Annotated in this window: 12 protein-coding genes; 8 read left to right on the forward strand and 4 right to left on the reverse strand. The window is 58.6% G+C overall.

The window, feature by feature from the left end:
- Nucleotides 1–35: 35 nt before the first annotated feature.
- Nucleotides 36–1736 carry a M20/M25/M40 family metallo-hydrolase gene (locus tag ACFO3S_RS05770; protein ID WP_378093262.1) on the forward strand — a complete coding sequence of 567 codons (1701 nt, stop codon included), beginning with the start codon at nt 36–38 and terminating at the stop codon, nt 1734–1736.
- On the opposite strand, the gene ACFO3S_RS05775 is transcribed toward ACFO3S_RS05770, so the two are convergent.
- Nucleotides 1733–2776, reverse strand: a complete 1044-nt coding sequence (locus tag ACFO3S_RS05775) for an NADH:flavin oxidoreductase/NADH oxidase (protein WP_378093264.1) — start codon at nt 2774–2776, stop codon at nt 1733–1735. The genes ACFO3S_RS05770 and ACFO3S_RS05775 overlap by 4 nt on opposite strands.
- A 46-nt stretch (nt 2777–2822) precedes the next feature.
- Nucleotides 2823–3704, reverse strand: coding sequence for an SDR family oxidoreductase (locus tag ACFO3S_RS05780; protein WP_378093266.1), 882 nt, complete (start codon nt 3702–3704; stop codon nt 2823–2825).
- A gap of 350 nt (nt 3705–4054) precedes the next feature.
- Between ACFO3S_RS05780 and cyoE the strand changes: the two genes are divergently transcribed.
- The 7 genes from cyoE to ahpF all read left to right on the forward strand — a co-directional run bounded on the left by cyoE (nt 4055) and on the right by ahpF (nt 11091).
- Complete coding sequence (gene cyoE / locus ACFO3S_RS05785; RefSeq protein WP_378093268.1) at nt 4055–4978, forward strand: heme o synthase; 924 nt, start codon at nt 4055–4057, stop codon at nt 4976–4978.
- Between the two features lie 416 nt (nt 4979–5394).
- Nucleotides 5395–6033 carry a diaminobutyrate acetyltransferase gene (gene ectA / locus ACFO3S_RS05790; RefSeq protein WP_378093270.1) on the forward strand — a complete coding sequence of 213 codons (639 nt, stop codon included), beginning with the start codon at nt 5395–5397 and terminating at the stop codon, nt 6031–6033.
- Between the two features lie 35 nt (nt 6034–6068).
- Nucleotides 6069–7367 carry a diaminobutyrate--2-oxoglutarate transaminase gene (ectB, locus tag ACFO3S_RS05795; RefSeq protein WP_378093272.1) on the forward strand — a complete coding sequence of 433 codons (1299 nt, stop codon included), beginning with the start codon at nt 6069–6071 and terminating at the stop codon, nt 7365–7367.
- A gap of 37 nt (nt 7368–7404) precedes the next feature.
- A complete protein-coding gene (locus ACFO3S_RS05800) occupies nt 7405–7791 on the forward strand; it encodes an ectoine synthase (protein ID WP_378093274.1) in 387 nt (128 codons plus the stop codon).
- Nucleotides 7792–7827: 36 nt separating this feature from the next.
- Nucleotides 7828–8700, forward strand: a complete 873-nt coding sequence (gene thpD / locus ACFO3S_RS05805; protein WP_378093276.1) for an ectoine hydroxylase — start codon at nt 7828–7830, stop codon at nt 8698–8700.
- 283 nt (nt 8701–8983) lie between these two features.
- Nucleotides 8984–9547: an alkyl hydroperoxide reductase subunit C gene (ahpC, locus tag ACFO3S_RS05810; protein ID WP_378093278.1), complete on the forward strand. Its 564-nt coding sequence runs from the start codon at nt 8984–8986 to the stop codon at nt 9545–9547.
- 14 nt (nt 9548–9561) lie between these two features.
- Nucleotides 9562–11091, forward strand: coding sequence for an alkyl hydroperoxide reductase subunit F (gene ahpF / locus ACFO3S_RS05815; RefSeq protein ID WP_378093280.1), 1530 nt, complete (start codon nt 9562–9564; stop codon nt 11089–11091).
- 47 nt (nt 11092–11138) lie between these two features.
- Here the strand turns inward: ahpF and ACFO3S_RS05820 are convergent, their stop codons facing one another.
- Both ACFO3S_RS05820 and ACFO3S_RS05825 read right to left on the reverse strand, forming a co-directional pair.
- The gene (locus tag ACFO3S_RS05820; RefSeq protein WP_378093282.1) at nt 11139–11639 is read right to left on the reverse strand and encodes a hypothetical protein; all 501 of its coding nucleotides are present in this window, start codon (nt 11637–11639) and stop codon (nt 11139–11141) included.
- 203 nt (nt 11640–11842) lie between these two features.
- The gene (locus tag ACFO3S_RS05825) at nt 11843–12358 is read right to left on the reverse strand and encodes a hypothetical protein (RefSeq protein WP_378093285.1); all 516 of its coding nucleotides are present in this window, start codon (nt 12356–12358) and stop codon (nt 11843–11845) included.
- Nucleotides 12359–12471 lie beyond the last annotated feature (113 nt).

The raw sequence follows: 12471 nt of genomic DNA on the forward strand, positions 1-12471 counted from the left end.
CCCGGCCAATCCGACGGACCGTCAGGAGGGCTTGCATGACTTCCCATTCGTCTCTCGCCAGACGTACGGCCGGTTCCGCGCGGGTGGCGCGGCTGCCGAGAAGCTTGAGCGTCGCCGTTCCGCTGCTGGCCGCGCTGCTCGTCGGCCTGCTCCCCGTCCGCGCGCCGCAGCCGGCCGGACCCGAGGCGGCCGCCGAGGCGTTCTCCGCCGGCCGCGCGATGGAGAAAGTCGGGGTGATCGCCCGGGAACCGCACCCGGCCGGATCGGAGTCCCACGAACGGGTGCGCGATTACTTGCTGTCCGAGCTCGAGTCGCTGGGACTGCAGCCCGAGGTGCAGCGGACGGAAGCCGAGTCGATCTGGGAGCCGGGCCGCCGCGTGAGCATCGATAACATCGTGACGCGAATTCCGGGCACGGACAGCGGCAAGGCTGTGCTGATTATGGCTCATTACGATACCGTTCCCGGCTCTCCTGGGGCCGGCGACAACGCCGCGGCCGTCGCCGCCATGCTGGAGACCGCGCGGGCGGTTAAAGCCTCCGCGCCGCTCCGAAACGATTTGCTGCTGCTGATGACCGACGGAGAAGAGATGGGACTGCAGGGAGCCAAAGCGTTCGTGAACGAGCACCCGCTGGCCCGGAACGTCGGCTTGGCGCTTAATTTTGACGCCAGGGGCAACATGGGGCCGTCCTTCATGTTCGAGACCAGCGACCGGAACGGATGGCTGATCCGGGAATTCGTCCGCGCCGCTCCGCATCCGCTTGCGTATTCCCTGATCTACAACATCTATCAAATGCTGCCCAACGACACCGATCTGTCGATACTGCTCGCGAACGGACTTCCCGGCATGAACTTTGTTTTCGGTCTGGGACTTCACGCGTATCATCGGGAGATCGATACGCCCGATCGCCTCGATCGCTCGAGCCTGCAGCACCACGGCAGCTACATGCTGAGTCTGGCCCGGCATTTCGGCCAGATAAAGCTGGAGGACCGGAGAGAGGAGAACCGAATCTATTTCAACGTTCTCGGCCGAACGATGGTCAGCTATCCGGAATCGGGGGCGGTCGGCCTGGCGCTGCTCGGCGCGCTGCTGTACGCGGGAACCGCTCTTCGCGGCATTCGCAGGCGGCGATTGACGTTAGGCGGGATAGGGGCAGGCTTCGTCCTGTCGCTGGTTGGCGCAGCCTTGGCGTATGCGGTCGTTGCGCTTGTCTGGCCGATCGCGCGGGAACGGGTATCGGCCGCTCACTATACGGCGATGCTGGAGCACCCGTCCGTCTCCACGTCCTATTTTCTCGGCCTGCTGGCGCTGGCGGCGGCTGTTGCCGTCGCATGGATCCGGCTGAGCTCCCGCCGTCTGGGAGCGGAAAATCTGTGGGCAGGGACGCTGCTGCTGTGGACGCTGCTAAGCGCGGGCACGGCCTTCTGCCTGCCCAGCGGAAGCTATCTGATCATCTGGCCGCTCATCTTCAGCCTGATCGGGCTGAACGCGAGCCTGTCCAAGCGGGGCGGGACGGAGGGCTGGGTCGCCGCTCTGTCCGCCGCGCCCGCCATCGCTCTGTTCGCGCCGGTCGTCTATCTGGCGTTCGTCATGCTGACGCTGGAGAGGGCGGAATGGCTCGTTCCGTTCGGGGCGCTCGCCTGGACGCTCGCGTATCCGGCGTTCTGCCGCCGGCCGAGTTCGGCGAGTCGGGCGTTTCGGACGCGTTCGAATGCGAAACGCATTCCCGGAGTTTAGCGGATATAGATGCCTCTGGCATATTGCGCCGGCGGATCGACTTTCCTCGTTACGGTCATCATCGCGTGAAGCGCCCAATAAGGATCGTTCAGCATGCCGCGGCCGACCGCGACCAGATCGGCGTCTCCGTTGGCCAGGGCGGCTTCGGCCAGATGCGGATGGTCCAGATGGCCAACGGCGATGACGGGGGCGCCCAGCGCCTGCTTGAAGGCGCGGGCGAAAGGAAGCTGGTAGCCGGGATGATTCGCGGGCTTGTTCCGGCCGGGAGGGGCCTCTCCGCCGCTGGATACGTCGAACATGTCGACGCCGGCTTCCCGGTAGCGCTGCGCGATCCGGAGCGCATGCTCAAGATCGTAACCGCCGTCCATGTACTCGACTGTGGACATCCGCATAATGAGCGGCATGTCCTTCGGCATGACGCTGCGGGCGGCCTGAACGATCTCCGCGCCGAATCGGGACAAGTCCTGCCCGTACTCGTCGGAGCGGTTGTTGATTCCGGGAGAATGGAACTGATGGATCAGATAGCCGTGCGCGCCGTGCAGCTCGATGACGTCGAAGCCCGCCTGCACGGCGCGGCGGACGGCGTCCCGGAACTTGCCGACCATCGCCCGCGCTTCTCCGGTATCCAGCGCCCTTGGCGGGCGCGGAGCACGGTCCGGATCCAGCCCGGGAATCGGAAGCTCCGAAGCTCCGACGGGAGTCGGCGCGTCCTCGGCCTTGCGTCCGGCGTGCGCGATCTGGATGCCGATCTTCGTTCCGTATTTGTGCACCTCTTTGACGATTCTCTCGAACGCCGGAATCTGCTCGTCCGACCAAAGCCCCAGATCGCGGTCGGTGATTCTGCCGTCGGGCTCCACGTCGGTCATCTCCATTATGATCAGCCCAGTGCCGCCTACGGCGCGGGAGACATAGTGAACAAAGTGCCAGTCGTTGGGCATCCCGTCGTTCGCATCGACGGAGTATTGGCACATCGGAGGCATGACGATGCGGTTTTTCAGAGTGAGTCCCTTGCAGGAAAAGGACGAATCCAAGCGGGTCATCGGTAGTCGCTCCCATCTGTAATTAATGTCGTTAATTGATACCGGATTAGCTTTTCTCGACGCGGCTCGTTTTAACCGCACTCCGGGCCAGCGCCCGGCGGACGGCGCTTTCGATCCAGCGCCAGGGGAGCAGCTTGCCGGCGAGAAGGAGCATCCGCGCTCCCCGCCCGAGCGGGTGACGCAGCTTGCGCACGCGGCCGGAAGCGGCCAGACGGGCGACCAGCTCCGCGACAGCCCGGGGATGAGGCGCGGAATCGGCCGTTCGGCGAGTGAGGCTCAGCACGGAATCGAGCATTCGCGCATAGGGCGAATCGGGCCTGGCGTGCATCTCCGCGAAGCCTTTGCTCCAGATCGCCGTGCGGTAGGCGCCCGGCTCGACGAGATAGACTCGGATTCCGTAAGGGGCCGCTTCGTGGCGGAGGCTCTCGCTGAAGCCTTCCACCGCGAACTTCGAGGCGGCATAGGCTCCGTAGCCGGGAAGCGCCACCCGCCCGCTGACGCTGCCGATCTGGATGATCGTCCCGCGGCCTTGCTCCCGCATGACGGGCAGAACGGCTCTCGTCAAGGCGACGACGCCGAAGAAGTTCGTTTCCATCTGCGCTCTCCAGGCCTCCATCGGCACTTCCTCAACGAATCCCCCGACTGCATACCCGGCATTGTTCACGAGCAGGTCAATTCGGCCGTAACGCCGCAGCGTACGCACAACAGCCGCTTCGATAGAAGCGGCATCGTTCACATCCAATTCGGCGACGTCCAATTGGCCGAGCGCGCCGATACGGTCGGCCTCCCGGAGCAGCGGCTCGCGCCGAGACGGGTCGCGCATCGTCGCGACGACGCGAAAGCCTTGGCGGGCCAGAGCGGTGGAGATCAGCAGGCCGAAGCCGCTGGAGGCTCCGGTGACGATTGCGATTTTCTCTTCGGTTGGCATCGGCCGCGCCTCCTCTGCGTCAAGCTTCGGTTGAACCGGCAAGACCGGAAGTGCTGTGGCCCGAATACTTCTCGGCCAAGGTCTCGGTTCGTTCTTTCTATTTTACCATCTTAGCGCAGAGGCGGGGTAGCGGCTATCGAATTTCGATTTTTTGTGCCGGGTGCGGCCGAACCGACTGTTCTCCCGATGGCGCGCTGCCTCCGATTACGGCAAATGTCGGAATCTGCCAATTGTGACGAAGCCGACATAAATTTATGACAATCTGATGGTGACTCCTTCGAAAGACGGGATTGATCGGGCAAGTTATGATAGCATAGGAGGGAACCTATTCGGGAGGGAGCGGATAAGCCGTGCAGCGAGTTCAGAACAGCCGTCTGAGCGTTGAAGTGCCGACGAAATCGTTAATCCATGTCTTATTCGATACGATAAAGATCGGAATTATCAAATCCAACTTAATTGCGATGTTCGCAGGCTTATGTATGGCATTGTACATCGAAGGGATTCCATTCTTCGACAGAATCGGCACGATCCTTCTGGCGATGATCGGTTCGTTCCTCGTCATCGGTTCGGCCGGCGCGTTCAACAATCTGTACGATCGCGATATCGACGCGATCATGGAGAGGACGAAGAAGCGTCCAACCGTCACCGGCCAAGTCGGAACGAGGGACGGCCTGCTGATCGGCATCTGGGCCGCGCTGCTGGGCTTGATTGCCCTGTATCTGGCCTCTCCGCTGGCGGCTTTGTTCGGGTTTCTCGGCCTGCTTCTGTATGTCGTGCCCTACACGATGTGGACCAAGCGCAGAACGATCTACAATACGGAGGTCGGAAGCCTCTCCGGCGCGATGCCTCCGCTCATCGGCTGGGCGGCGATCTCGTCCGACCTGACCCATCTGGGAGCGCTGGCGATCTTCCTGCTGATGCTCATCTGGCAGATGCCTCATTTCTACGCGATCGCGATTCGCCGGATGGAGGAGTACCGGGCGGCGAGCATTCCGATGCTGCCGGTCGTCAAAGGCATACGCAGAACATACGCGCAGATGAACTTCTATCTCATCGCGCTGCTGCTGTCGAGCGCGCTGTTCTGGCCGTTCAGTCCGGTTATCGCCGTCTCGAACGCCGCGTTAAGCGTCTGGTGGCTGGCGCTAAGCGTGTCCGGATACCGGCGCAAGCCCGAGAAGAATTGGGCGAACGCCATGTTTATTTTCTCGCTGTTCCATATTACGATTCTGATGCTGGGCATCATCGGTTACTCTCTCGCGATGCCGTTGTTCTAATTCCGATTATGAAAATCAATCGAGCCCCGAGCGGGCTCGATTTTTTTGTCGGTGCTTGGCGAAATCGCGTTATTTTGAACAAAAACGAATGAAAAACAGGCGATTTATTCTGCTTATCCCAGGTTTTCTTGATTTGGCTTAATAGGAAGCGATTTTTCGCAGGTTCAGACCGGGCCCGATCCGGAAGGATCGGGGAGGATAAAGCCGAATAGGGCCGCTGAGCTCCCCTCATCGGGGCTGAGCCCGACTCAGCCTTGCTTAGCCTCAGATATGAAGGGTGTGCCTCGAGCCGATCCATGTTACCATAACAACCGTGTTCGACCAAAATAAGGGAGTAAAGGAGTGCGAGGCTTGACGCTGCCTGTGAGGTTGTGGGAAAAACGGCTGCAGCGAAGAGAAAGGAGGGGTCCCATCCGATGAGTCTGAATATTCGGAATTCACAGAATACAAAATCGATTGTCCGACATCCAAGCGCGGCGACAACGCCCGGAAGCCGAACGGAGCTGAACGAACTGGACCGCGATAAGCGTTCGGGAAAGAAGCCGGCGTTCATCGAGGGCGGGAGCAAGCCGAATTCGTCCGTGACGTTCCGAATTCCAGGCGAAGCCGACGGAGCGCTAATGTGGGAAATGGCTCGCGACAGCGGCAGGCTCGATCTGAATTCCGCTTACTTCTATTTGGCGATGAGCCGATGGTTCGGCGACAGCTGCCGAATCGCGGTCGACGAAGCGGAGAACTCTCCGGTCGGCTTCGTCCTCGGATTTCGCCAGCCGGCAAGTCCCGATACGCTGTTCGTCTGGCAAATTGCCGTTGCCGAAAGCCGGCGAGGACAGGGCATCGCCGGCAAGCTGCTCGACGAGGTGACCGGTCAGGAGGAAATCCGTTATGTCGAAGCCACCGTGGCGCCTTCGAATGCCGGCTCTCGCGCCATGTTCGAGAAATGGGCGCGGTCGCGCGGGCTGGAGGTCGGCGTTTCGCCCGGCTTCGAGGAGCGCTGTTTTCCCGGACACGCTCACGAGCGCGAGGAGCTGTACCGAATCGGACCGATCAGATAGACCAATCGAAAGACGAAGGAGGAATCGGCTGACCTATGGAATCGGCGACCAACAAAAGGAACGATATGCAAGTGTTTGAGCGGAACGAATCGGAGGTCAGAAGCTACTGCCGGTCTTTTCCGGCCATATTCGAACGGGCGTCCGGATCTACGATGTGGGACGTTGAAGGCAAAGCCTACCTCGATTTTTTCGCCGGCGCCGGCGCGCTAAATTACGGGCACAATCCGCCTGCCATGAAAAAAAAGCTAATGGCGTACTTGACCGGAGACGGGATTTCTCACACTTTGGATATGGCGTCCGAAGCAAAGGAAAGCTTCCTCTCCCGGTTTAACGAAATCATCCTGAAGCCCAGAGGCTTGAACTACAAGACGATGTTTCCGGGGCCGACGGGAACCAATTCGGTGGAGAGCGCCTTGAAGCTCGTCAGAAAAGTAACCGGCCGCCAGACGGTCATGAGCTTTACGAACGCGTTTCATGGCATGACGCTCGGAGCGCTTGCCGTTACGGGGAACAAGTTTAAGCGGGGAGGGGCCGGCGTCCCGCTGCATCACGCCGTGTCGATGCCCTACGACGGTTACTTGGGGCCTGACGTCAGCACGCTGGACTACATCGAAAGCTATCTGAAAGACAGCGGAAGCGGAATCTCGCTGCCTGCGGCGGCTATTGTCGAGACGCTTCAGGGAGAGGGAGGGATCCACGTCGCATCCGATCAATGGCTCAAGGGCTTGGCAGCGATCTGCAAGCGGTACGGCATGCTGCTGATCGTCGACGACGTGCAGATGGGCTGCGGCAGAACCGGTCCGTTCTTCAGCTTCGAGCGCTGCGGAATCGTTCCGGATATCGTCTGCCTGTCCAAGTCGATCGGCGGGTACGGTCTGCCGATGGCGCTGACCTTGATTAAGCCGGAGCTCGACAAGTGGAAGCCGGGAGAGCATAACGGCACGTTTCGCGGAAATAATCTGGCCTTTATTGCCGCTGCCGAGGCGCTGAGCTATTGGCAAACCCGACAGTTCGAAGAGGAGATCGGGGAGAAGGGTCGCTTCCTGAGCGGAGAACTGGCCAGCTTGACGCGGGAGCTGCCCGGCCTGAAGGGAGAACCGAGAGGATTGGGCTTGATGCAGGGCATCGCGTTCGAACCGGGCCTGGCCGACCGGCTTTCGCGAATGGCGTTCGAACGCGGACTCATTATGGAAACCTCGGGAACCGACAGCGAGGTCATCAAGATTATGCCCCCCTTGACCATCAAGCTGGAAGAGCTGAAGAAGGGGCTCGCTTTGCTCAAACAATGCCTCGCCGAGCTTGCCGAAGAGAAGCGCGCCGTATTGGCCCATTGAATCAGGTTAGAGAAGAAGAGAGAGGCAGGAACGCATCATGATCGTAAGATATTTGGAGGATCGCGTCGGAACGGATTTCGATGTCGCTGCGGCGACATGGAACAGCCGCAGATTATTATTGAAGGACGACGGCGTCGGGTTTTCCCTGCACGACACGGTGATCAAGGCCGGAACAGAGACGCCGATCTGGTACAAGCATCATGTCGAAGCCGTCTACTGCATCGAAGGGGAGGGCGAAATCGAGCTTGTCGAGACAGGAGAAAAGCATGCGATCCGGCCCGGCATGCTTTACGTGCTGAACGGACACGAGAAGCATCTCCTCAGAGGCACGACCGATATGAGAATGGTGTGCGTATTTACCCCCCCTTGCACGGGCCAAGAGGTGCATGACGAAGACGGCGCCTATGCGGCGCCGCAATCCTGAATTGAAACCCTATCCATATTTAGGAGCGTGAACGAGATGACGATTGCCACCGATGTTTATCCGACTCGCAAGGAAGCCAAACCCTCTTTGATTAGAAGAGTCGATCCCGTCGTCTACGATGCGGAAATCCGGCAGCAGGAAATCGGCAAACAGCAGCTTTCCTTCTATGAAGAAAACGGCTACTTGTTTCTGGAGGATTTCTTCGACGCGGAGGAGGTAAGCGCCTTTAAGGCCGAAACCCGGAATTTGCTCGCTTCCTGCAAAGGCTCGACCCGGCCGGAGGTCATTCTCGAGCCGGGCGGAGACGAGGTTCGCTCCGTCTTCGCGGTGCACGAAAAAAATCCGTTCTTCCAATCGCTTGCCGTTCACCCCAGACTGTCCGCCATCGTTCGGCAAATCTTGGGAAGCGAAGTTTACGTCCATCAGTCGAGAATCAACTTCAAGCCGGGATTTACAGGCAAGGAGTTCTACTGGCATTCCGACTTTGAGACCTGGCATGCGGAAGACGGCATGCCGCGCATGAGGGCGCTGAGCTGCTCGATCGCCCTGGAGGACAACAATCCCTTTAACGGAGCTTTGATGGTCGTTCCCGGCTCACATCGAACGTTCGTTAGCTGCGTCGGGCGAACTCCGGACGATCACTACAAACAATCGCTTCGCAAGCAGGAATACGGCGTGCCGGACCAGGTGAGCTTAACCCGGCTCGTCGAGCAGGGGGGCATTCGGATGCCCGTCGGTAAAGCGGGGTCCGTGCTGCTGTTCGACTGCAACCTGATGCACGGGTCGGCCAGCAATATTTCCCCGTATCCGCGCAGCAACGCGTTCTACGTGTTCAACAGCGTCGAAAACCGGCTGCAGGAGCCTTTCGCCGCAAGCAAGCCCCGGCCTTCCTTCATCGCTTCGCGCTAAGAGACGGCCGCCCAACGCCGGTCCGGGAGCTCGAATGATCGAGTTCCGGACCGGCGTTTTTCCTTATAAAAGGCCGGCGAATGTGGAATACTAAAACAGTGCGAGTTCGATAGAGATTTCGTTCACAAAATAGACAAATTCTCTTCATCAGTTCTTCATGCGAAACGGGTCGAACGATGATATTATTTGTAATAAGCAGTAGATAAGAATCATTATAGACTGCTAACGATTCTCAATCGGATTTTCAAAATCAACAATAAAAAGAGTGGGAGGAATTTCAGCTATGTCTCTGATTGGAACAGAAGTCAAACCATTTAAGGCGTCCGCTTATCACAACGGCAAATTCATCGAGGTAACCGAAGAAAACTTCAAAGGGAAGTGGAGCGTCGTATGCTTCTATCCGGCGGACTTTACCTTCGTGTGCCCGACCGAGCTGGCCGACCTGCAGGATCAATATGAAACTTTGAAATCTCTCGGGGTAGAAGTATACTCCGTATCGACGGATACGCACTTCACCCATAAAGCTTGGCACGACAGCTCCGAGACGATCGGCAAAATCACGTACATCATGATCGGAGACCCGTCTCACACGATTTCCCGCAACTTCGACGTTCTGATCGAGGCGGACGGCCTGGCCGACCGCGGCACGTTTATCATCGACCCGGACGGCGTCATCCAGACGGTGGAGATCAACGCCGGCGGCATCGGCCGCGATGCAAGCACCCTCGTCAACAAGATCAAAGCGGCGCAATACGTTCGCAGCAATCCGGGCGAAGTGTGCCCGGCGAAATGGCAGGAAGGCTCGCAAACGTTGAAGCCAAGCCTTGATCTCGTAGGCAAAATCTAAAGGGGGACTCGCCGGTGTTGGATGCGGATATCAAACAACAACTCAATCAATACCTTCAGCTCCTGGAGGGCGATGTGCAGATCAAGGTCAGCGCCGCGCCGGAGGATGCCGTATCCAACGACATGCTGGCTTTCTTGGACGAGCTGGCCGGCATGTCCGCACGGATTACGATCGAAAAAGCTCAACTGGCGAGAACGCCGAGCTTCAGCGTAAACCGCCCCGGCGAGGATACCGGCGTCGTATTCGCCGGCATTCCGCTCGGACATGAGTTTACTTCTCTCGTTCTGGCTTTGCTGCAGGTGAGCGGAAGACCTCCGAAGGTAGAGCAGAGCGTCATCGACCAAATTAAGAGCATCAGCGGCCATTATGCATTCGAATCCTACATCAGTCTGAGCTGTCATAACTGTCCCGATGTCGTACAAGCGTTAAACCTGATGAGCGTGCTCAATCCGGGCATTTCCCATACGATGATCGACGGAGCCGCCTTCAAGGACGAAGTCGAGAGCAAGGATATTCTGGCCGTTCCTTCCGTGTACTTGAACGGAGAGTTTTTCGGGAGCGGACGCATGTCGTTGGAAGAAATCATCGCTAAAATTTCCGATGCGCCGGACGCTTCGGCGTTCGCGGACAAAGAGCCGTTCGACGTGCTGGTCATCGGCGGCGGGCCTGCCGGCGCCAGCTCGGCCATCTACGCCGCTCGCAAAGGCATTCGCACCGGGATCGTAGCCGAGCGTTTCGGCGGCCAGGTGATGGACACCGTCGGAATCGAGAACTTTATTAGCGTCAAGTATACCGAGGGCGCCAAGCTGGCGGCCAGCCTGGAAGAGCACGTGAAGGAATATAACGTCGACGTTATGAAGCTGCAGCGGGCCAAACGGCTGGAGAAGAAGGAGCTTATCGAAGTTGAGCTCGAGAACGGGGCCGTATTGAAGAGCAAGACGGTCATTCTGTCGACCGGCGCGCGCTGGCGCAACGTGGGCGTTCCGGGCGAAGCCGAGTTCAAGAACAAAGGCGTTGCCTATTGTCCGCACTGCGACGGTCCGCTGTTCGCGGGCAAGCACGTCGCGGTCATCGGCGGAGGCAACTCCGGCATTGAGGCGGCCATCGACTTGGCAGGCATCGTCAACCATGTGACCGTGCTGGAATTCATGCCCGAGCTGAAGGCGGATTCCGTGCTGCAGGATCGTCTGTACAGCCTTCCTAACGTCACGGTTCACAAAAATGTGCAGACGAAGGAAATTACCGGAACGGACAAAGTAAACGGGATTTCTTTTGTCGATCGGGCGACGGGAGAAGAGAAGCACATTGAGCTGCAGGGCGTATTCGTGCAGATCGGTCTCGTTCCGAATACCGATTGGCTGGGGGATACGCTGGAGCGTACGCGGATGGGGGAGATCGTCGTCGATCGCCATGGCGCGACCAGCATGCCGGGCGTATTCGCGGCGGGAGACTGTACGAACAGCCCTTATAAGCAGATCATCATATCGATGGGATCGGGCGCGACCGCGGCGCTGGGCGCATTCGATTACCTGATCCGGAATTAAGCTCACATTTCGAAAAAACCACCGGCAACGGTGGTTTTTTCATGACCTTATGGCGGCCCGCCGATCGAAACCGGAGAATCCGTTCGCCTGCGATATTGGCGGGCGTAAGCCGACAGCGGCTCGAAAGGAATTCTGTACCGCGTAACTCCGTTCACCGTCTCGCTGCTTGCTTCCGGCAGCTCGGCAAACTTGGCGAACAGTCCCGTCAGTTCCTTCTGTTCGCAGGGCGCCCAGAATTGGAACCATTCGACTTCCGGGTTGTCTTCCCGAGCCGCGTCAAGCAGCGCTTGCAGCCCGCGGACGAACAGAGGAGTGCCGCGATGCTTCGGATGAAGGAAGGCGAGCTCCGCCTGGCACACGCTGCGATCCTGATGATCGTTCGCGCCGGTGCCGAAGACGAAACCCGCCGCGCCGACCATTTCGTAAGACTCCTCGTCGATGACGAGCATCGCCTTGCCTAGAAGAAGAGGGCTGCCGGCGAAGCTGAGCTTGACGTGGAACGGATACGGCAGGTTCAAATCCCGATGGTTCTCCAGGACGAACTTCATATAAGCTTCGTGGTCCATGTCGAACGTGCATACGCGGAAAAGATAAGGCATTATTTCGTGACGACGACCGGAGCCGCGCGGAGCGAATCGTTCGCTTTGACGATTTTTCCGAAGCCGGAGCCTTTTTTAACGTCCTTGATGTCGGGCTTAGCTGGATACATGGGCTTGTCCTCCTTTGGGATAAGTCTGGGAACTCCTCTCCATTATAGAGGATTCAGCCTGTTTAGAATATCCCTTATTTGGCGTAATTCTCCGGAAAACACCGATTCTTGTCCGACGCTGCCTTCCCGGGTGCCTTCGAAGCGGGCAAATTTCGCATATAGCCGGCACAAGTAAGAGCTCTCGGAGAGAGCGCACAGACGGACGACCCCGACCTCCGGATGATGCTCGGAGACGTGGTCGATCATATGCTGCATTCCTTTCAGGAACAACCTCGTGCCTCTTCGCTCCTTGTCTACGATGCCAACGTCGATCAGCACGCAGCCGCGGTCCCGGACGCCCTCTTCGGGCGGTTCGATATAAAAGCCGGACACCCCTACGACTCGTCCTTCCTCGTCCATTCCGTAATGCAATTGACCTTCCGTCATGTATCCGTATAGAAGCGTGACCATGTCAATCGTGCATAAAGAAGGATGCAAATCTCTTCTTCGCTCGATCATGTATAGAGAGACTTTCGCGAACTCCTCTTCTTCGACGCAGCGTCCGAACCGTATCGTCATACTCGTTCCCCTCTGAGATGGTCTGTCATAGCTAGCTTACAGCAGTTTATTTCTTCTGTAAACGTAGGGAGAATAGCTTTGCGAATCGCCCCGGCAATCGTGTACTATTGAAC

The organism is Cohnella hongkongensis (assembly GCF_042654645.1).
Lineage (GTDB): Bacteria > Bacillota > Bacilli > Paenibacillales > Paenibacillaceae > Cohnella > Cohnella hongkongensis.

What these genes read in the sequence shown, in the direction of transcription:
- ACFO3S_RS05820 (WP_378093282.1), bottom strand. Translation starts at nt 11,639, where the DNA reads ATGAAGTTCGTCCTGGAGAACCATCGGGATTTGAACCTGCCGTATCCG.
- ahpC (WP_378093278.1), top strand. Translation starts at nt 8,984, where the DNA reads ATGTCTCTGATTGGAACAGAAGTCAAACCATTTAAGGCGTCCGCTTAT.
- ACFO3S_RS05825 (WP_378093285.1), bottom strand. Translation starts at nt 12,358, where the DNA reads ATGACGATACGGTTCGGACGCTGCGTCGAAGAAGAGGAGTTCGCGAAA.
- ACFO3S_RS05780 (WP_378093266.1), bottom strand. Translation starts at nt 3,704, where the DNA reads ATGCCAACCGAAGAGAAAATCGCAATCGTCACCGGAGCCTCCAGCGGC.
- ACFO3S_RS05770 (WP_378093262.1), top strand. Translation starts at nt 36, where the DNA reads ATGACTTCCCATTCGTCTCTCGCCAGACGTACGGCCGGTTCCGCGCGG.
- ectB (WP_378093272.1), top strand. Translation starts at nt 6,069, where the DNA reads ATGGAATCGGCGACCAACAAAAGGAACGATATGCAAGTGTTTGAGCGG.
- ACFO3S_RS05775 (WP_378093264.1), bottom strand. Translation starts at nt 2,776, where the DNA reads ATGACCCGCTTGGATTCGTCCTTTTCCTGCAAGGGACTCACTCTGAAA.
- ACFO3S_RS05800 (WP_378093274.1), top strand. Translation starts at nt 7,405, where the DNA reads ATGATCGTAAGATATTTGGAGGATCGCGTCGGAACGGATTTCGATGTC.
- thpD (WP_378093276.1), top strand. Translation starts at nt 7,828, where the DNA reads ATGACGATTGCCACCGATGTTTATCCGACTCGCAAGGAAGCCAAACCC.
- ectA (WP_378093270.1), top strand. Translation starts at nt 5,395, where the DNA reads ATGAGTCTGAATATTCGGAATTCACAGAATACAAAATCGATTGTCCGA.